The sequence below is a fragment of the Janthinobacterium sp. LM6 genome (genome assembly GCF_002002885.1).
Taxonomy (GTDB): domain Bacteria; phylum Pseudomonadota; class Gammaproteobacteria; order Burkholderiales; family Burkholderiaceae_D; genus Janthinobacterium; species Janthinobacterium kumbetense.
Window position 1 is genome coordinate 441,676 of sequence record NZ_CP019510.1, and the last position, 17,675, is coordinate 459,350.

The window sequence follows — 17,675 nt, forward strand, 5'->3', positions numbered from 1 at the left end:
AGAGGATGGACATGGATGCACAGGTTCAAGATGTACTCGATTTCTGGTTCCTGCCGCCGGATAACCCTGACTATGGCCAGTCGCGCGTGGAATGGTTCCGCAAGGATGACGGCTTCGATGCGCAGATACGCGAGCGTTTCGGCGCGCTGATCGATGCCGCCATCGAGGGCGGCTTGCTCGCATGGGATACCACGCCGCACGGCGCGCTGGCGCGCCTCATCGTGCTCGATCAATTCACGCGCAATGTGCATCGCGGCACGCCGCGCGCCTTTGCCGGCGACGCCCTGGCGCTGGCGCTGGCCGTCGCCTTGACGGACGCGGGGCAGGACCGTCAGCTGTCGCCGATGCTGCGCGCTTTTGCCTACCTGCCGTTCGAACACGCGGAAGACCTGGCCATGCAGGCGCGCGCCGTCGAGCTGTTCCAGCTGCTGTCGCAGGCGCAGCCCGGCTTTGACGGCATGCTCGATTACGCCGAGCGCCACCAGGAAGTGATCGCCCGCTTTGGCCGCTTCCCGCACCGCAACGCCATCCTCGGCCGCGCCTCCACGCCGCAAGAGCTGGAATTTTTGCGCCAGCCGGGATCGAGCTTCTAGAAAATCGCCATGAACGTTACCCTGAATATCATCGGCGCCGGCCACGTGGGCCGTGTGCTGGGCCGTTTGTTCGCCCGCGTGGATGGCACGCAGGGCGGAGCAATCCTGGTGCAGGACGTGCTGACGCGCTCGATGGCATCGGCGCAGGCGGCCGTCGATTTCATCGGCGCCGGCACGCCCGTCGCCAGCTATGCGGCCTTGCGGCGCGCCGACGTCACCATGCTGGCGGTCTCCGACGACCAGATCGGTCCGGCCTGCGCGGCGCTGGTAGCCGAGGGACGCCAGGCGGGCGCCATCGTGTTCCACTGCAGCGGCGCGCTGGCCTCGAACGTGCTGCTGGCCGCCACGCAGGCGGGCGCCTTTGTCGCCAGCGCGCACCCGATCCGCAGCTTTGCCGACCCGCAGCAGGTGGCCGCCACCTTTGACGGCACTTTTTGCGGCATCGAAGGCGACCCGCTGGCGCTGGCCTTCCTCACGCCCGCCTTGAACGCCATCGGCGCGCGTCCCGTACCCATCGATCCGGCCGCCAAGACCCTGTATCACGCTGCCGCCGTCTTCGCCAGCAATTACCTGGTGACGGTGCTCGATGCCGCCTTGCGCGCCTACCAGGCGGCCGGCATCCCCGAACCCGTGGCGCGCGAACTGGCGCAGCCACTGGTGACGGAAGCGGTGGCCAATGTGTTCCGCCTGGGCGCCGCGCCCGCGCTGTCCGGCCCCATCGCGCGCGGCGACTCAGTCACCGTGCAACGCCAGCAGCTGGCCGTGCAAAGCTGGGATGCCGCCACGGGCGAGTTGTACCGGGCGCTGGTGGCGCCCACGCAAGATCTGGCCAGGCGCAAGCGCGGGGGATGACTCAGGCGGCGTGCACGCCGTTGCGGCCGTGATGCTTGGCCTGATACAAGGCGCTGTCGGCGCGCGAGAAGAAGGCCGATTCGCTTTCCTCTGGCCGGTACTCGGCCACGCCCAGGCTGATCGTCACGGGCACCTGCGGCGCGGGCAGGCCGAAATCGTGGCGTTCGACGGCGGCGCGCAGGTTTTCCGCCACTTCCGCCGCTTGCGCCAGGCTGCAATTGTTCAGCAGTACCAGGTATTCCTCGCCGCCCCAGCGCGTGATGACGTCGCTTTCGCGCACGGTGGCGCGTGCCACGTCGGCCACGCCACGGATCACCTTGTCGCCCCACAGGTGGCCATGGGTATCGTTGACGCGCTTGAAGAAGTCGATGTCGAAGAGGATGGCGGACATCGGTTGTTCGTTGCGTTTGGACAGGAGCATGGCGCGCTGGAACAGCAATTCCAGCGATTGGCGGTTCAGCAAGCCCGTCAGCGCATCCGTCGAGGCGATGCGCTCGATGCGGCGCTGGTAGCGGTTCACCGTCAGCAAAGTCAGCAGCAGTACCAGCAGGGTGACGCCAAAGCTGATGGCCAGATTGAAGATGAAGACGCGCTGCAGCGACTGGACTTCGTCGCTGACATTCTGCTCGACCACCAGGTACCAGCCCAGTTCGGGAATGAAGCGCGAGTTGACGAGGATTTGCGCGCGCCCCAGCTGGTACGACAGGTGCGTCGGTTCGCTCTGGTGGTTGATGATTTGCTCGGCAATGGCGTTTACGCCGGGCAGGCTGCGGATATTGCCATGCCCGTTGCGCATGGTCTTGCCCGCCAGCACCAGGACGCCGGCGCCGTCGACAAAATAGATGTTGCGGTGGAAGCGTGCCTGGTAGCGGTCGATGATGTGGCTCATGGTGTCCAGAGTCAGGCCGATGCCGGTGGCGCCGATGAACTGGCCGTCGTAGTCGTAGACGCGGTGGTTGATGAAGATGGTCATGCTGTCGCGGTTGGCCATGTCCACGTCGACATTCGTTTCATAGTCGGTGGTGTCCATGGCGCGCACGCGGTAGTACCAGATGTCGCGCGTGGCTTGCGGGCTGACGGATTTCAGGGTGCCTTCCGCATAGTAATATTTGCTGCTCTTGTCCGAGACGAGAAAGCTGGTGATGGCGCCGTATTTTTTCTTGACCTCGGCCAGGTAGCGCACGATCTGTTCCGGCTTGTTTTCGCCGGCGAGTATCCAGTCGCGCACGAAGGTGTCGTGCGCCATCAGCGAGGAGATGAAGACGGGGCGCAGCATGTCCTTCTGGATTTCGGAATAGATATTGTCGCCCGTCAATGGCAAGGTCTGGTCGGCGATGCCGTGCTCGATGGCCTGGCGCGAGGCCAGGTAGCTGGCCAGGCTGGTGGCCATGAAGCCCGCCCCCAGGATCAGGGTCAGGAGAATGAGCAGGCGGTACTTGATCGACAGAAGACGCATGGAGACGAGGGGTGGCCGGCGGGAAGGCAATCGTGACGCAAGCCAAAAGTATGCAGCAGGGCGGGTATTGGTGCAATGATAACTGGCTTTATTGATAATTTACATTGGCGAACGCGACAAGATAACCACGACTTACCAAATAAAAGTGCCGATTTGTCGACAAAGATGCAAATTAGCAATAAGATTTGACGAGGGGAATCATTGCGCACCGCCCCTGTCTTGCCGCCCGTTTCAGGCGCGGGACATTACGCGCAGGGAGTGTTGTATGTTATTTTTAAAGAGTACGTCCGTCAGCAAGGCCCCCGGTATCTACGAGGTCGACATCGCCGCCAAGCCGCCTGGCAAGACCTTCGGCATTTTTCTCGCCACCGATCCCGACCATCCACCACATGCCTTGCTGGGACAATTGAAGGCGCTCGGCTTCGAGAACACCTATAGTTCGCCCTACCTGCACAAGGATGCGGGCAAGGTGCTGGACCTGCATTTCCAGAAGGATGGCACGGATATCTTCAAGGGCTGGAAAACCGAGGAATGCACGCATAACCTGGCGGCCATCACGGCGCTGTTCGAGGAACACGGCATCACTATCGCCCCACGCGTCATGTCGATGGCGGAAGCCTACGCCTAAACGCCTGTCAAAACCTGCTGCGCGTCGGTATAGGCGGCCTGCGATGCTCACTGCCTCGGCGGCCCCGTGCATTAGCACAGCTCCGCTTCTCAGCCACCTCTCCCTTCCGCTCGCTACGGTTTTGTTTGGCGTTTTGTTTAGATAGTTCAACCCGCCTCCACTCCAATGTGATACAGCGCCCACGGGCAGCTGGCGAACCGTTCGGCCAGGGGCAGGGCCGCCACGGCGGCGATGCGGTCCGCATCGTGGATCGCCCATAGCGGCCCCAGGCCGCCCAGCGCCATCGCTTGCCCGTCCAGGTGGGTGGCGACGATAAAACGCTGTGCGCGCGCCTGCGCCATGGTCAGCGCCGCCGCATAGCCATCCACGGCCCGCAGCAGCAGCCGCACGGCATCGTCCTCGGGCGCGCCGGCCGCCTTCAATACCTCGACCAGCAGCGGCCCGCGCAGGGCATGCGCCTTGCCATCGTATTCCAGGGTGGGGTGGATGGTGCGCGCCGGCAAGTTCGTCAGGGCCGCAAAGTCGAATGCCCTCGCCCGCTCAAAACTGATTTTTTGCTTGTGCATCATCTGGTCGCGTACGGCGTCGAACGGACCCCGGTTCGGCTTGTCGATGCTGCCCGTGACGGTCAGCAGGGCAGGACCGCGCAGGCCGGCGGGCGCCGCCCGGGCGATGGCGGGCAGGGCCGCGGCGGCCATGCCGGCGGCGAGAAACTGGCGTTTGTGCATGCACTTCTCCTCTGGACTGAAAATCGCTAATGCTCTTAAGTCTATCTTAAGTTCGCTCAACGGTGCGCATTTTACGGTTATTGTCAGTTTGCAATGTCAACTTACATCTTGTCACAGTTCTTACGGAATGGAGAAAGACGTAGCTTTTTTCGGCTGTTATTGTGTAGTCATCGCACTTCGCTGAACTGCGAATCCAGGCACCATTCACTAATTGAGAGAGAGAACATGATGAAGAAGAAAATCCTGTTTGCAATGATCGCATCCGTTACCGCACTCACCGGCATGAGCGCCGCGCACGCCGAAGGCGCCTATGTGGGCGCCGGCGTCACGGGCAACCGCTACAACTTCGATATTCCTGGCGCCACCAGCGCTGATAATCACAGCGGCTACAAGGCTGGCGCCAAGATCTTCGCCGGTTACGATTTCGATAAAACCTGGGCGGTCGAGGGCGGCTACGCCGATTTCGGCAGCAAGGATTACAGCTACGTCACCGGCGCCGGCAACGGTTCCGTGAAAAGCGATTCGCACGGCTACTATCTGGCCGGCAAGGCCACCATGCCCGTGACCGACAAGGTCGGCGTATTCGGCAAGCTCGGCGTGGCCAAGGTCAAGAACAGCTTGAGCGGCACGGGCCTGTCGACCGGCATCAGCGGCAACGACAAGACGGGCGTGTACGCTTCCGTCGGCGCCCAGTACGCGATCAACGAGAAAGTCTCGCTGACGGCGGAAGTGGAACACTTCGGCAAGAGCGCCGACCAGGGCCGCAAGGCGACCGGTTTGGCACTGGGCGCACGCTACAACTTCTAAAAACCTACTGCGCGGCACGCTTTGCGGCCTCCGATGCTCACTGTGCTATAGCACAGCTCCGCTTCTCAGCCACAATTCGTTGCCGCTCGCTACGGTTTTAAAAACTGGAAGTTGGCTGAAAAAAAAGGCAGTTACCGCGAGGTAACTGCCTTTTTGCATGGCCGGACCGAAATTACGTGGTCAACGGCTTGTAGCGGATACGTTTCGGTTTCGCGCCTTCTTCGCCCAGGCGTTTCTTCTTGTCGGCTTCATATTCCTGATAGTTGCCGTCAAAGAAGGTGACCTGCGAATTGCCTTCGAAGGCCAGGATGTGCGTGGCGATACGGTCGAGGAACCAGCGATCATGCGAGATGACCATGACGCTGCCGGCAAATTCCAGCAGGGCGTCTTCCAGCGCGCGCAAGGTTTCCACGTCCAGATCGTTCGATGGTTCATCGAGCAGCAGGACGTTGCCGCCCATCAATAACGTTTTCGCCAGGTGCAGACGGCCGCGTTCACCGCCGGACAGGTTGCCCACCATTTTCTGCTGGTCCGAACCCTTGAAGTTGAAGCGGCCCAGGTAGGCGCGCGACGGCATTTCAAAGCGGCCGACCGTCAGCATGTCGGCGCCGCCGGACACGTCTTCGAAGACGGACTTGTTGTCGGCCAGCGAATCGCGGTTCTGGTCGACGATGGACACGCGTGCCGTCTGGCCGATGGCCACTTCGCCGCTGTCCGGTGTTTCCTTGCCGGTGATCATCTTGAACAAGGTCGACTTACCGGCGCCGTTGGGGCCGATGATGCCGACGATGGCGCCTGGCGGCACGGTGAAGCTCAGGTTATCGATCAGCAAACGGTCGCCGAACGCTTTCGACACGTTCTTGAACTCGATGACGTCATTGCCCAGGCGTTCGGCCACGGGAATGAAGATTTCCTGCGTTTCATTGCGTTTCTGGTATTCGTGTTCGGACAACTCGTTGAAGCGGGCCAGGCGGGCTTTTGATTTGGCCTGACGCGCTTTCGGATTCTGGCGCGACCATTCCAATTCCTTCTGCAGCGCCTTCTGGCGCGCCGATTCCGTCGATTCTTCCTGCTTCAGGCGGGCTTGCTTCTGCTCCAGCCAGGTCGAGTAGTTCCCCTTCCATGGAATGCCGCTGCCGCGGTCCAGTTCCAGGATCCACTCTGCCGCGTTGTCGAGGAAGTAGCGATCATGGGTGATGGCCACCACGGTGCCGGGGAAGCGCAGCAGGAATTGTTCCAGCCAGTCGACCGATTCAGCATCCAGATGGTTGGTCGGTTCGTCGAGCAGCAGCATGTCAGGTTTCGACAGCAGCAGCTTGCACAGCGCCACGCGGCGCTTTTCACCGCCGGACAGCACGCCGACCTTGGCGTCCCATGGCGGCAGGCGCAGCGCGTCGGCGGCCATTTCCAGCTGCAGATTCAAATTGCCGCCGTCGGAGGTCGAGATGATCGCTTCCAGGCGTGCCTGTTCCGTGGCCAGGGCGTCGAAATCGGCGTCTTCCTCGGCATACGCGGCGTACACGGCTTCCAGCTTGGCTTGCGCCTCAAATACTTCGCCCAGGCCCGACTCCACTTCCTGGCGCACGGTCTTTTCCGGGTCCAGCTGCGGTTCCTGCGGCAGGTAGCCGATGTTCAGGCCCGGCATCGGCACGGCTTCGCCCTGGATGTCGGTGTCGATGCCTGCCATGATTTTCAGCAGGGTCGATTTGCCGGAGCCGTTCAGGCCCAGTACGCCGATCTTCGCGCCTGGGAAGAAGGAGAGGGAAATATCTTTCAGAATCTGGCGCTTGGGCGGGACGATTTTGCCCACGCGATTCATGGTGTAGACGTAATTTGCCATTAGAAATCTCGGGTGATATACAAAGACGGACAGGATACGGTAAACGCCCGCTTCCGGCCAGCGCTGCGCGCTGCCGGGGCGGGTAAAACCGGATTACGCGGCCAGCCGCGCGCGGCGGCTGTTCCACAGCCCTTCGGCCGCATACAGGGCCAGCGCCGTCCAGATGACGAGGAAGCCGAGCATGCGCTCGGGCGTGAACGATTCGTGGAAGACCCACACGCCGATCAGGAGCTGGCCCGTGGGGGCGATGTATTGCAACAGCCCCAGCACGGCCAGCGGCAGGCGGCGCGCGCCGGCGGCAAACAGCAGCAGGGGAATGGCCGTGATGGGGCCGGACGCCAGCAGCAGCGCGCGCGTGGCGGTGGAATCCGTGTTGACGAAGCCGCTCTGGCCATGCCACGCCAGCCACAGCATGTAAGCCAGCGCCAGGGGGAACAGAATCAAGGTTTCGAACGACAAGCCTTCCAGCGCGCCCAGCGCGGCCGTCTTGCGCAGCAAGCCATAGCCGCCGAAGGTGGCCGCCAGCAGCAGGGCGATCCAGGGTACTTGTCCCGCTTGCCAAGTGAGCCAGGCCACGCCGCAGGCGGCCAGGCCGATGGCCAGCCACTGCAGGCGGCGCAGGCGCTCGTGCAGCAGCAAAAAGCCCAGCATGACATTGATCAAGGGCGTAATGAAGTAGCCGAGGCTGGCGTCGACCACGTGGCCGTTGTTGACGGCCCAGATATAGATGAACCAGTTGGCGGACAGCAAAAATGCACTGGCGACGAAGCTGGCCACGACCCTGGGCTGCGTTTTCAGGCCGCCCAGCCAGCTCCACTGCCGGCGCACGGTCAGCACGATTCCCAGGAACAACAGCGACCAGACCATGCGGTGCGCCAGGATTTCCTGCGGCGCGATCTCGCCGATGGCGTGGAAGTACAGGGGAAACAGGCCCCAGCACAGGAAGGCGAGGGAGGCGTACAACATGCCTTGATTCATGGTGGGCTTCGCTGGAGAGTAGACAGTCTGTCATTATGGCTGAAAACACCGGGGGCTGCCCGGCGCCGCTGGCGAGGCGTAGAATGGCAACAAATCAATGGCCGCATGTCCGCGCAGCAAGGCGGAGCGGCACAAAACCACGACCTTGGGGCAGCTGCGGAACCATGCAAAAATACTCTTGCTATTTGCTAATACCTATCATATTGTGCGATGCAACAAAACAAAAACGGGTGCAACCTTGACGTCGGAACATAAAAAAAGCGGCCTTGCCGGCTTGACGCTGGCGGCCGTCGGCATCGTTTACGGCGATATCGGCACCAGTCCGCTGTACACCCTGAAGACCGTCTTCGACCCGGCCCACGGCCTGCTGCTCTCGCACGAGAATCTGCTGGGCATCGTCTCGCTGATTTTCTGGGGCCTGACCCTGATCGTTTCGCTCAAGTACGTGACCCTGGTGTTGCGCGCCGACAACCGCGGCGAGGGCGGCATCATGGCCCTGATGGCGCTGGTGCTGTCGTCCGTCAGCCGCCTGTCGCGCTGGCATTTCCCGCTGATGGTGATCGGCGTCTTCGGCGCCACCTTGTTCTATGGCGACAGCGTGATCACGCCGGCCATTTCCGTGCTGTCGGCGATCGAAGGCCTGGAAGTGGCCACGCCCGCCTTCAGTCCCTACGTGGTGCCGCTGACGATCGCCGTGCTGGTGGGCCTGTATTCGGTGCAGTCGCACGGCACGGCCGGCATCGGCCGCTATTTTGCTCCCGTCATGGTGCTGTGGTTTGCCGCGCTGGCCGGCATGGGCGTGGTCAACATCATCAAGTCGCCGGCCATCCTGGCCGCGCTCAATCCCCTGCACGCAGCCACTTTCCTGATGAATAACGGCTTCGTCGCCTTCGTCGCCCTGGGCGCCGTGGTGCTGGCGCTGACGGGCGCCGAGGCGCTGTACGCCGACATGGGCCACTTCGGCAAGAAGCCGATCCGCCTGGCCTGGTTCCTGATCGCCTTTCCCGCGCTGGCGCTGAACTACCTGGGCCAGGGCGGCTTGCTGCTGGCGCATCCGGAAGCCGTCTCGAATCCGTTTTACCAGCAACTGGGCGCGTGGAGCGTGTATCCGCTGGTGATCCTGTCGACCATGGCCACCGTGATCGCCTCGCAGGCGACCATTTCCGGCACCTTCTCGATGACCAAGCAAGCGATCGCGCTGGGCTTCCTACCGCGCATGCGCGTGCGCCACACGTCGGAAAGCGAAATCGGGCAGATCTACATCCCCGCCGTGAACTGGCTGCAACTGGCCGTGGTGCTGCTGGCCGTGATCGGCTTCGGTTCCTCGGAAAACCTGGCCGCCGCCTACGGCATTGCCGTGACGGCCACCATGCTGTCGACGACGATCCTGACTTTCTTCGTCATCCGCTACCGCTGGAAGATGAACCTGGCCCTGTGCTGGGCCGCCACGGGCTTTTTCCTGATCATCGACGTCAACCTGGTGTCGGCGACGGCCCTGAAACTGTTCCACGGCGGCTGGTTCCCGCTGCTGCTGGGCTCGATTTTGTTCATCGTCATGCTGACCTGGAAGCGGGGCCGCCAGCTGGTGTTCCAGAACCTGGAAAAGCATGCGATTCCGCTCGACGATTTCCTTTCGTCGCTGTTCATCGCGCCGCCGCTGCGCGTGCCCGGCACGGCCATCTTCCTGCGCGGCGAAACAGATGGCGTGCCGCACGCGCTGCTGCATAACTTGCTGCACAACAAGGTGTTGCATGAACGGGTGATCTTCCTCACCGTCTTCATGCATGAAGAGCCGTGGGTGGCGCCATCGGAGCGCGTGCGCGTGGTGGACCTGGGCCACCAGTGCTACCAGGTCAATGTGCATTACGGCTTCAAGGATGAACCGGACATTCCGGCCGCGCTGGCGCAGTGCGCCCAGCAGGGACTGGACTTCGAGATGATGGAAACGTCGTTCTTCATCGCCCGCCAGACCATCATCTCGACGCCGGGTGCCGGCATGATGCCGTGGCGCGAGCACCTGTTCGTCACCATGTCGCGCAATGCGCGCACGGCGGCCGACTACTATCAGATTCCGAGCAACCGGGTGATCGAACTGGGCACGCAGGTGGAAATATAGATATTGTATCAACGTTGCATCGAGGCACATTTATTGCCGTGCTTACGTCTGCTTACAAATGGGCTACGCGAGTCCTGTTAAACTCCAGCCCGTATCGGTCCGCACCGTACGGGCTTAGCCACACACCAATATTTAAAGGGAAACCATGAAATCGGTATTTCAAATGATCGCCACCCTCGCTTGCGCCGTGGCCCTGACCGCTTGCGGCGCTGCTGCCAACACCGAGAAGCCGGTCGTGCTTGACCCGAATACGCAAGTGAAGGAATTCCTCTTTCCCGACCTGGTGAAAGGCACCGGCACGGCCGCCGCGGCGGGCGATACCTTGACGGTGGTGTATACGGGCTGGCTGTATGACGCGAGCAAGCCGGACGGCAAAGGCGTGCAATTCGAAACGTCGCCCCCTCTCCAGCCTTTTACGTTTGTCCTCGGCATCGGCAAAATGATCCTGGGCTGGGATCGCGGCCTGGTCGGCATGCAGGAAGGCGGCACGCGCCGCCTGCTCATTCCGTATGACCTCGGCTATGGCGTTGGCGGCACCCGCGACAGGGTCACGAATGCGGTGGTGATCCCGCCTTACGCCGGCCTGGTGTTCGACATCACGCTGCAAAAAGTGGTGAAAAAGTAAGCACGCGCAAGGTGCACGGACAAAGGGCGACTCCATGGAGTCGCCCTTGTTGTTTTTGCGGCCAATTCAAACTGGCGCCAGTTCCTGGAAGTAATACGTGGCGCCGCCCAGATTGGCCGGCGCATCATATTGCAGCACTTGCGTGCGGCGCAGCGCCACCGGTGCGCTGAAGGCGGGGCCGTCGTAGACGAAGGTGTGGAATTCGCCGTTTTCACCGCAGGCGTCGACGCCGGGCGGCAAGTCGGCCAGGAAGGCGGCGTCGAATTCGCGCCCGCAAAATTCGCGCGGCAGGTGCTGGCCATTGATGCAGACGACGATGGCCTTGAAGCCGGCGGCGAGAAATTCATCGACCAGCGCGCGCCGCGCTTCGCCCCACAGGGGTAAATGGGCCGTCAGGCCGGCCGCGGCGCAGACTTTTTCTTCCCAGTCGCGGTGCGGCTGCAAGTCGATGTCGCCGAAGATGGCGTGTTCTATGCCTGCGTCTTTCGCCGCGCGCAGCATGGCGATGAATTGCTCTTCGTAGCTGGCCCAGCTGGCGTGATAGCGCTGCAGGCGCGCGCCCAGGCGTGCCGCCTGCGCTGCGAGCAGCTCGGGCGGCACGCCGTGCGAGCGCGATTTGCGGCCGTCTTCATCCATGGCCGTGATCAGCAGCGGCACGCTCGTGCCGGCGTTGCGCGCGCGCCACAGGGCCAGGCAGGAATCCTTGCCGCCGCTCCAGGAAATCAGGGCCGTCGTCATGCCGCCGCGCCCGGCTGCACGGCGCGCAGCATGTCGACGTGCTGGATGCCGTCTTCATCGTAGGGCGCGCTGACGGTGACAAAGCCGAAGGACTGGTAGAAGCGCTCCAGGTACTGCTGCGCGCCGATGCGGATGGCGTGGCCAGGGTGCTGGCGTTCGGCGCGCGCGATGCCCTCAAGCAATAGCTGCTTGCCCGCGCCCGTGGTGCGCGCCTCGGGCGCCGTCAGCACGCGGCCCAGCGACATTTCCACATACTTGGCGCCCGGCGCCAGCACGCGCAGATAGGCGGCCAGCCGGCGCTGGCCATCGACCGTTTGCCAGCCCAGCAAATGCATGGCTTGCTGGTCATGGCCATCGAGGTCCGGGTAAATGCACTGCTGTTCGATGACGAACACGCGCTGGCGCAAGGCCAGCACCTGGTACAAATCGTGGGGGCCGAGTTCGTCGAACGTGTTCCATTGCCAGCTGATCATGGGTCATCCTTGATTGAGAGTGGCCATGATTTTACCGGCTTCACGCCGCCGGCGCGGGATAGCGCTGCGCATACCACTGCTTCAGGTGCTCGATGCAGCGCGTCACGCGCGGCGCCACCAGCTGGCGCGACGGGTAGATGGCGAACAGCGCCAGGCTGGGGCGCTCGATTTCCGGAAACAGCTCGACCAGGGCGCCGCTGGCCAGCTCCTCGCGGCAGACAAAGGTGGGCAGGATGCCGATGCCCAGACCGCGCAGGATCAGGCTGCGCATGAACAGCGTGTTGTTGGTGCGTACCCAGTTCGGCACTTCGATGTCGCTGTGCGGCCCCGCATGGCGCAGCGGCCAGCGGTTGCCGAACAGGGCGTGGCTGTAGATGAAGCAGCGCTGGCGCGTCAGGTCCGTGGGTTCGGCCAAGGGGCCATGGCGCTCCAGGTAGGCGGGCGCGCAGCAGATGTGCAGGCGGTAGTCGTGGATGTGGCGCGCCACATAGCTCGAATCGGTGAGGGCCGTGCTGACGCGAAAACCCAGGTCGTAGTTGGCGGCCGCCAGGTCCACGTATTCATCCTTCAGGTCGACGTCCAGGCGCAAGGCCGGCCACTCGGCCATGAAATCGGCCAGGCCCTCGGCCAGTTCGCCCACGCCCAGCGATAATGGCGCGTTGATGCGCAGGCGGCCCGTCACGTGGGCCGTCGAATGGGCCACCATGTCCTCGGCCTGCGCCAGCTCGTCGAGCAGCTTGCGGCAATGTTCCAGGTAGGCCGCGCCCGTTTCCGTCAGGGCCAGCTGGCGCGTGGTGCGCGTCATCAGGCGCCCGCCCAGTTCCTGCTCCAGCTGGCCGATGCGCCGGCTCACGTACGAGGCCGACAAGTCCAGTTCATCGGCCGCGCGGCGAAAGCTGCCCAGCTCGGCCACGCGGCGAAACAGCTGCATCGCCTGCAATTTGTCCATGTCACTCCTATTCAGCGTTTCTATTCAGTCCTATTCCGCATCAGTGCTGTGCATTATTCATCATTTTTCCGCATTTTGATTCGGAATATGCTGATGACCTCTCTACAGAAAGGCCATACCATGAAAAAATTACTGATTAGCAGCCTGTTGCTGGCTGCCTTTTCGGGCGCCCAGGCGGCCGAGGTTCTCGTCGTGCTGTCGGACGCAAATCACCTCGACTTGCGCGACGGCAAGGTGTTTTCGACGGGTTTTTACCTGAATGAACTGATGCAGCCCGTGAAAAAGCTGCTCGACGCGGGCCATACGGTGACGTTCGCCACGCCGCAAGGCCAGGCGCCGACCCTGGACGCCAGCTCGGATACGGACGCCTACTTTGGCGGCGACGCGGCCGCGCACGCGGCGCACAAGGCGCTGCTGGACCAGCTGGCACTGACGGTGCCGGGCCGCTCGCCCGTGATCAGCCTGAAACGGGTGGCGCAGATCGGCTATGGCCACTATGCGGCCGTGCTGGTGCCGGGCGGCCACGCGCCCATGCAGGACTTGTTGAAGGATGCCAGCCTGGGCGCCTTGCTGCGCCAGTTCCACGCGGACGGCAAGCCGACGGCACTGCTGTGCCATGGCCCCATCGCCCTGCTGTCGGCCCTGCCGCAGGCGGCCCAATTTACGGCCACGCTGGAAGCGGGCCGGACACCGGCCAAGCCGACGGACTGGATCTACAGCGGCTACCGCATGACGGTGATCAGCAATGAGGAAGAGGCGGCGGCGCAGGGCGCCTTGAAGGGCGGGACGATGAAGTTCTATCCGCAGTCGGGCTTGCAGGCGGCCGGTGCGCAGTATGTGCAGAACCAGGCGCCATGGGCTAGCCACGTGGTGGTCGACCGCGAACTGATCACGGGGCAGAATCCCGCCTCGGCGCCCGCGCTGGCAGACAAGCTGCTGCAGGCGTTGCGCTGAAGCAAAAATCCCCGGCGGCGCCTGGGGGCGCGGCCGGGGAGGCGCAACGTGTTGCTGCTATTACACGATCGTCAGGGTGACGTCGATGTTGCCGCGCGTGGCGTTCGAGTACGGGCAGACGATGTGGGCGGCGGCGACCAGCGCTTCGGCGGCGGCGCGTTCCATGCCTGGCAGCGAAATCTTCAGTTCCACTTCGATGCCGAAGCCCGTCTCGATGGCGCCGATGCCGACGTTGCCTTCGATCGACAGGTCCGCCGGCAGGGCGATCTTGTCGCGGCCGCCGACGAATTTCATGGCGCCGATGAAGCAGGCCGAGTAGCCGGCGGCGAACAGTTGCTCCGGATTGGTGCCGACGGCGCCATTGCCGCCCAGTTCTTTTGGCGTGGTCAGCTTGACGTCCAGCACATTGTCGGACGACACGGCACGGCCTTCGCGGCCTCCGGTGGCGGTAGCTTGAGCGCGGTACAGGACTTGTTTGATCGACATGATGGTTTTCCTTGCGTTGATTAAATAGTTGACTACTAAATAGTGTGCTACTTGTTTCGTGGGCTGGTGCCCCAGGATGCCCGTCTGAAGAAGCGATGTGCGGCGTCCATGTACACAATATATATCGCGCACTATTTAATTGCAAGCGATTTTATTTGCGCGTGGCGCGGATTGAACCTTTATTTTCTTGCCTTTGTCGCCAGTATTGCCCTTCCATCGCATAATGGCCACCGCCGCTGGCGCCGATAGTTATGCTTGGCCCCACTTCACTCCCCAAGGAAAAATCATGACTAGCCTCTTCTTTATCCTGCGCATCACCGTGGCCACCATGGTCGCCTACATCATCGCCACGGCGATTCTGGTCGAGAATTTCCTGCGCTATATCTTCGGGCAGACGGAAGGCTTTTTTGTCATCGTCGGCGCGCTGCTGGCCAGCGCCGTCGTCACGAATGCGTTTTCGCACGTGCGGCGCGTGCGCCTGATCGCCGGCGCCGTCAATGCCGGCACCCTGTCGAGCCGCCAGCGGCGCCAGATCGAGATTCCGTTCGAGGCGGGCGAGGCGTTCGACATGATCGACGCGGCCATCCGCGAATTGCCGGGCAGCGAAGTGGTCGAAAGCGCGCGCGACAGCCTGCAGGTGCAGGCCCGCGTGCGCCGCGCCGCGCCCTACACGCACACGGGCTTGCCGCGCATGCGCCTGCTGGGTTTCCTCGAGCCGCGGCCGAACCAGATTCTCGCCACCGTGACGCCGAATGGCGAAGCGGGCAGCGTGACCCTGATCTGCGAACCGGCGCGCAACGCCTGGACCGACTGGTTCCTCGTCGACCATGGCAGCAATCTGGAAAACGCGGAAGCGGTGACGCGGGCGATGACGCGCCGGGTGGCGCAGCGCCGCCGCGGCGAGCAGGCCGAGGCGCGCCAGACGGTGACGGAAAAGGAACTCACGGTGGCCAAACTGAGCCTGCTGCATGCGCAGGTCGAGCCGCACTTCCTGTACAACACCCTGGCCAGCGCGCAGCTGCTCACGCGCAGCGATCCCGTGCGCGCCGATGAAATGCTCGGCAATTTGATTCTGTATTTGCGCCACTCGCTGCCGCGCACGGAGCAAGCCATGTCGACCCTGGGCACGGAGCTGGAACGGGCGCGCGCCTATCTCGACATCCTGAAAATCCGGATGGGCGGGCGCCTGAACCTGCAGATTGAGGTACCGCAATACCTGCGCCAGGCGGAACTGCCGCCGATGATGCTGCAAACCCTGGTGGAAAACGCCATCAAGCATGGCCTGGAGCCGAAAAGCGGCGGCGGCACCATCTGGATCATGGCGCGCAGCGGCAACGGCACGGTGATCGTCACGGTGGCCGACGATGGCAAGGGGCTCAGCGACGACGGCGCCGGCACGGGCATCGGCCTGCGCAATGTGCGCGAGCGCCTGCGTCTGACCTACGGCAATGCCGCCGCGTTCGCCATTGTCGCCAATTTCCCCGATGGCGTGACGGCCACCATCACGGTGCCGGACAGCACGGCGCAAGGAGTTTCCTATGCATCAGCCTGAAATGACGTGCGTCATCGCCGAAGACGAAGCCCTGCTGCGCGATGCGCTGGTGGCCCTGCTGGCCGAAGAGTGGCCCAGCTTGCGCATCGTCGCCGCCTGCGACGACGGCGGCGCGGCGCTCGAGGCCATCGCCACCCTGCGCCCCGACATCGCCTTCCTCGACATCCGCATGCCGGGCTTGACGGGCCTGGAAGTGGCGGCCGGCGCGCTGGAAGCGAGTCCCGCCACGCAGGTGGTGTTCGTCACCGCCTACGACCAGTACGCGATCGATGCCTTCGATAACGGCGCCGTCGATTATTTATTGAAACCGATAGCCCGCGAGCGCCTGCAGGCGACCTTGCAGCGCGTGCAGGCACGGGCCGGCAAGACCCGGGCGGGCGACGGCGCGCTGGCCGGCCTGCTGCAGCAATTGAGCAGCGCCTTGCCGGCGGCGGCCAAGTCGCCGCCGCTGGTGTGGCTGACGGCTAGCAGCGGCAAGGATACGCGGCTGATCATGGTGGAAGACATCGCCTATTTTCAGTCCGACATCAAGTACACGGCCGTCATGACGGCGGAGGGCGAGGCGCTGCTGCGCAAGCCGATCCGCGAACTGCTCGACGTGCTCGACCCGGCCATTTTTAAACAGATCCACCGCTCCACCATCGTCAACATGAAGATGGTGGCGTCTGTCACGCGCGACGAGGTGGGGCGTGGCGCCTTGCGCCTGAAAACGCGGCCGGAAACCCTGGCCGTGAGCCAGCCGTTCATGGCCTTGTTCAGGAATATGTAGCTTAGTTAAAGCCGGGGTCAGACCCTCAACACCGCTAACGTCAAGCTCAGCGTCAACATGGACGGGGGTCTGACCCCACTAGCTACTCTGCGGTTTCAAAACCTTCCAATACGTTCACCACATTGATGCCGATTTCCTTCACCGCGTAGCCCCCTTCGAGGATGAAGGCGGTGGGCAGGTTCAGATGCGCGAGGCGCTCGCCCACGCGCAGGTAGTCGCCGCTTTGCAGGGCGAAGTGCGACAGCGGGTCGCCGGCAAAGGTGTCCACGCCGAGCGACACCACCAGCGCGTCGGGCGCGTACATATTGATGCGCAGGCAAGCCGTTTCCAGCGCGGCGAACCAGCTGGCCGTGGACGTGCCGGGGGGCAACGGCAAGTTGACGTTGTAGCCGAGCCCCGCGCCGCTGCCCGTTTCGTCGGCGTGGCCCAGGTAAAACGGATATTCGCTGCGCGGATCGGCGTGCACGGAGGCGAACAGCACGTCGTCGCGCTGGTAAAAGATGCTTTGCGTGCCGTTGCCGTGGTGGTAGTCGATATCGAGGATGGCGACCTTGCGCGCACCGTCGTCGAGCAGATGCTGCGCGGCCAGCGCCGCGTTGTTCAGAAAACAGTAGCCGCCGAAGAAATCGCTGCCCGCGTGGTGGCCCGGCGGGCGCGTCAGGGCGAACGTGGCCCGCTCGCCCAGGCGCAGCGCATGGGCCGCGTTGACGGCGCAGTCGGCGCCCGTCTTGGCCGCCGTCCACGTGCCGGCCGTCAGCGGCGTGCCATTGTCCATCGAGTACAGTCCCAGCTTGGCCGTGAAGTCGTCCGGTTCGATGTCGCTGCGCAAGGTGCGCACGGGCCACACGGATGGCAAGGCATCCTTGCTGGCGTTATCAGGGTCGAGTGCCAGCCAGTCGTGCCAGGCGTGGCGCAGGAAATGCAGGTAGCGGGGCGTGTGGATGCGCTCCAGCGACGTCAGCGGCACGCCGTGCGGCGTGACGATGCGGCCCAGGTTGCGCCGTCCCAGTTCGGCCACCACCATGTCGGCCCGCTCCGGGGTCTCGAAGCAGGGCACCAGGGTGCCGCGAAACATCTCGAAGCGGCCCCGGTGCTGGCTGTGCAATTCATTGTAGAAGGTCAGCATGGGGG

General features: G+C 63.4%; 18 protein-coding genes. 9 read left to right on the forward strand and 9 right to left on the reverse strand.

Translation table 11 applies throughout. The features are described from left to right. The first annotated feature begins 5 nt into the window (after positions 1-5). The gene (locus BZG29_RS01885) at positions 6-593 is read left to right on the forward strand and encodes a DUF924 family protein (protein ID WP_077398463.1); all 588 of its coding nucleotides are present in this window, start codon (positions 6-8) and stop codon (positions 591-593) included. 9 nt (positions 594-602) lie between these two features. Then, a complete protein-coding gene (locus tag BZG29_RS01890; protein ID WP_077398465.1) occupies positions 603-1,445 on the forward strand; it encodes a Rossmann-like and DUF2520 domain-containing protein in 843 nt (280 codons plus the stop codon). 1 nt (position 1,446) lies between these two features. Here BZG29_RS01890 and BZG29_RS01895 read toward each other — a convergent pair whose 3' ends face one another. Beyond that, complete coding sequence (locus BZG29_RS01895; protein WP_077398467.1) at positions 1,447-2,901, reverse strand: sensor domain-containing diguanylate cyclase; 1,455 nt, start codon at positions 2,899-2,901, stop codon at positions 1,447-1,449. A gap of 265 nt (positions 2,902-3,166) precedes the next feature. Between BZG29_RS01895 and BZG29_RS01900 the strand changes: the two genes are divergently transcribed. Continuing rightward, entirely contained in the window at positions 3,167-3,529 is a 363-nt protein-coding gene (locus BZG29_RS01900) for a hypothetical protein (protein WP_077398469.1), read from the forward strand. A 146-nt stretch (positions 3,530-3,675) separates the two neighbouring features. Here BZG29_RS01900 and BZG29_RS01905 read toward each other — a convergent pair whose 3' ends face one another. Continuing rightward, positions 3,676-4,257 carry a molybdopterin-dependent oxidoreductase gene (locus tag BZG29_RS01905; protein WP_077398471.1) on the reverse strand — a complete coding sequence of 194 codons (582 nt, stop codon included), beginning with the start codon at positions 4,255-4,257 and terminating at the stop codon, positions 3,676-3,678. A 225-nt stretch (positions 4,258-4,482) separates the two neighbouring features. Between BZG29_RS01905 and BZG29_RS01910 the strand changes: the two genes are divergently transcribed. Then, positions 4,483-5,064, forward strand: a complete 582-nt coding sequence (locus BZG29_RS01910) for a porin family protein (protein WP_034752848.1) — start codon at positions 4,483-4,485, stop codon at positions 5,062-5,064. Positions 5,065-5,236: 172 nt separating this feature from the next. Here BZG29_RS01910 and ettA read toward each other — a convergent pair whose 3' ends face one another. Together ettA and rarD are read right to left on the reverse strand one after the other, a co-directional pair. Beyond that, complete coding sequence (ettA, locus tag BZG29_RS01915) at positions 5,237-6,904, reverse strand: energy-dependent translational throttle protein EttA (RefSeq protein WP_035823572.1); 1,668 nt, start codon at positions 6,902-6,904, stop codon at positions 5,237-5,239. 93 nt (positions 6,905-6,997) lie between these two features. Then, complete coding sequence (gene rarD / locus BZG29_RS01920; RefSeq protein ID WP_077398473.1) at positions 6,998-7,882, reverse strand: EamA family transporter RarD; 885 nt, start codon at positions 7,880-7,882, stop codon at positions 6,998-7,000. Positions 7,883-8,120: 238 nt separating this feature from the next. On the opposite strand from rarD, the gene BZG29_RS01925 reads away from it, so the two are divergent. Then, complete coding sequence (locus BZG29_RS01925; RefSeq protein ID WP_077398475.1) at positions 8,121-9,998, forward strand: potassium transporter Kup; 1,878 nt, start codon at positions 8,121-8,123, stop codon at positions 9,996-9,998. Between the two features lie 145 nt (positions 9,999-10,143). Then, the gene (locus BZG29_RS01930) at positions 10,144-10,623 is read left to right on the forward strand and encodes an FKBP-type peptidyl-prolyl cis-trans isomerase (RefSeq protein ID WP_077398477.1); all 480 of its coding nucleotides are present in this window, start codon (positions 10,144-10,146) and stop codon (positions 10,621-10,623) included. A 66-nt stretch (positions 10,624-10,689) separates the two neighbouring features. Here BZG29_RS01930 and BZG29_RS01935 read toward each other — a convergent pair whose 3' ends face one another. From BZG29_RS01935 to BZG29_RS01945, 3 genes are read right to left on the reverse strand one after another with little or no spacing between them, the layout of a single operon-like run. Beyond that, the gene (locus tag BZG29_RS01935; protein WP_077398479.1) at positions 10,690-11,361 is read right to left on the reverse strand and encodes a diphthine--ammonia ligase; all 672 of its coding nucleotides are present in this window, start codon (positions 11,359-11,361) and stop codon (positions 10,690-10,692) included. Further along, positions 11,358-11,834: a GNAT family N-acetyltransferase gene (locus BZG29_RS01940; protein ID WP_077398481.1), complete on the reverse strand. Its 477-nt coding sequence runs from the start codon at positions 11,832-11,834 to the stop codon at positions 11,358-11,360. The genes BZG29_RS01935 and BZG29_RS01940 overlap by 4 nt, the downstream gene beginning before the upstream one ends. Before the next feature lie 40 nt (positions 11,835-11,874). After that, positions 11,875-12,783 (reverse strand): LysR family transcriptional regulator, encoded by a 909-nt coding sequence (locus BZG29_RS01945; RefSeq protein ID WP_077398483.1) that lies wholly within the window; start codon positions 12,781-12,783, stop codon positions 11,875-11,877. A 120-nt stretch (positions 12,784-12,903) separates the two neighbouring features. On the opposite strand from BZG29_RS01945, the gene BZG29_RS01950 reads away from it, so the two are divergent. Further along, positions 12,904-13,737, forward strand: a complete 834-nt coding sequence (locus BZG29_RS01950; protein ID WP_077398485.1) for a type 1 glutamine amidotransferase domain-containing protein — start codon at positions 12,904-12,906, stop codon at positions 13,735-13,737. A 60-nt stretch (positions 13,738-13,797) separates the two neighbouring features. Here BZG29_RS01950 and BZG29_RS01955 read toward each other — a convergent pair whose 3' ends face one another. Next, positions 13,798-14,223 (reverse strand): organic hydroperoxide resistance protein, encoded by a 426-nt coding sequence (locus BZG29_RS01955; protein ID WP_034783746.1) that lies wholly within the window; start codon positions 14,221-14,223, stop codon positions 13,798-13,800. A 286-nt stretch (positions 14,224-14,509) separates the two neighbouring features. Between BZG29_RS01955 and BZG29_RS01960 the strand changes: the two genes are divergently transcribed. Together BZG29_RS01960 and BZG29_RS01965 are read left to right on the forward strand one after the other, a co-directional pair. Then, complete coding sequence (locus BZG29_RS01960; protein ID WP_077398487.1) at positions 14,510-15,775, forward strand: histidine kinase; 1,266 nt, start codon at positions 14,510-14,512, stop codon at positions 15,773-15,775. After that, positions 15,762-16,544: a LytTR family DNA-binding domain-containing protein gene (locus BZG29_RS01965; protein ID WP_150130786.1), complete on the forward strand. Its 783-nt coding sequence runs from the start codon at positions 15,762-15,764 to the stop codon at positions 16,542-16,544. Before BZG29_RS01960 ends, BZG29_RS01965 begins: the two co-directional genes overlap by 14 nt. A gap of 82 nt (positions 16,545-16,626) precedes the next feature. Here the strand turns inward: BZG29_RS01965 and BZG29_RS01970 are convergent, their stop codons facing one another. Continuing rightward, positions 16,627-17,670, reverse strand: a complete 1,044-nt coding sequence (locus BZG29_RS01970; RefSeq protein WP_077398491.1) for a histone deacetylase family protein — start codon at positions 17,668-17,670, stop codon at positions 16,627-16,629. Positions 17,671-17,675: the final 5 nt, after the last annotated feature.

Excerpts from the sequence above, each read along its gene's own strand:
- BZG29_RS01945 (WP_077398483.1), bottom strand. The coding sequence starts at position 12,783 with ATGGACAAATTGCAGGCGATGCAGCTGTTTCGCCGCGTGGCCGAGCTG.
- BZG29_RS01895 (WP_077398467.1), bottom strand. The coding sequence starts at position 2,901 with ATGCGTCTTCTGTCGATCAAGTACCGCCTGCTCATTCTCCTGACCCTG.
- BZG29_RS01905 (WP_077398471.1), bottom strand. The coding sequence starts at position 4,257 with ATGCACAAACGCCAGTTTCTCGCCGCCGGCATGGCCGCCGCGGCCCTG.
- BZG29_RS01910 (WP_034752848.1), top strand. The coding sequence starts at position 4,483 with ATGATGAAGAAGAAAATCCTGTTTGCAATGATCGCATCCGTTACCGCA.
- ettA (WP_035823572.1), bottom strand. The coding sequence starts at position 6,904 with ATGGCAAATTACGTCTACACCATGAATCGCGTGGGCAAAATCGTCCCG.
- BZG29_RS01960 (WP_077398487.1), top strand. The coding sequence starts at position 14,510 with ATGACTAGCCTCTTCTTTATCCTGCGCATCACCGTGGCCACCATGGTC.
- BZG29_RS01885 (WP_077398463.1), top strand. The coding sequence starts at position 6 with ATGGACATGGATGCACAGGTTCAAGATGTACTCGATTTCTGGTTCCTG.
- BZG29_RS01935 (WP_077398479.1), bottom strand. The coding sequence starts at position 11,361 with ATGACGACGGCCCTGATTTCCTGGAGCGGCGGCAAGGATTCCTGCCTG.
- BZG29_RS01890 (WP_077398465.1), top strand. The coding sequence starts at position 603 with ATGAACGTTACCCTGAATATCATCGGCGCCGGCCACGTGGGCCGTGTG.
- rarD (WP_077398473.1), bottom strand. The coding sequence starts at position 7,882 with ATGAATCAAGGCATGTTGTACGCCTCCCTCGCCTTCCTGTGCTGGGGC.
- BZG29_RS01965 (WP_150130786.1), top strand. The coding sequence starts at position 15,762 with ATGCATCAGCCTGAAATGACGTGCGTCATCGCCGAAGACGAAGCCCTG.
- BZG29_RS01940 (WP_077398481.1), bottom strand. The coding sequence starts at position 11,834 with ATGATCAGCTGGCAATGGAACACGTTCGACGAACTCGGCCCCCACGAT.
- BZG29_RS01950 (WP_077398485.1), top strand. The coding sequence starts at position 12,904 with ATGAAAAAATTACTGATTAGCAGCCTGTTGCTGGCTGCCTTTTCGGGC.
- BZG29_RS01955 (WP_034783746.1), bottom strand. The coding sequence starts at position 14,223 with ATGTCGATCAAACAAGTCCTGTACCGCGCTCAAGCTACCGCCACCGGA.
- BZG29_RS01930 (WP_077398477.1), top strand. The coding sequence starts at position 10,144 with ATGAAATCGGTATTTCAAATGATCGCCACCCTCGCTTGCGCCGTGGCC.
- BZG29_RS01970 (WP_077398491.1), bottom strand. The coding sequence starts at position 17,670 with ATGCTGACCTTCTACAATGAATTGCACAGCCAGCACCGGGGCCGCTTC.
- BZG29_RS01900 (WP_077398469.1), top strand. The coding sequence starts at position 3,167 with ATGTTATTTTTAAAGAGTACGTCCGTCAGCAAGGCCCCCGGTATCTAC.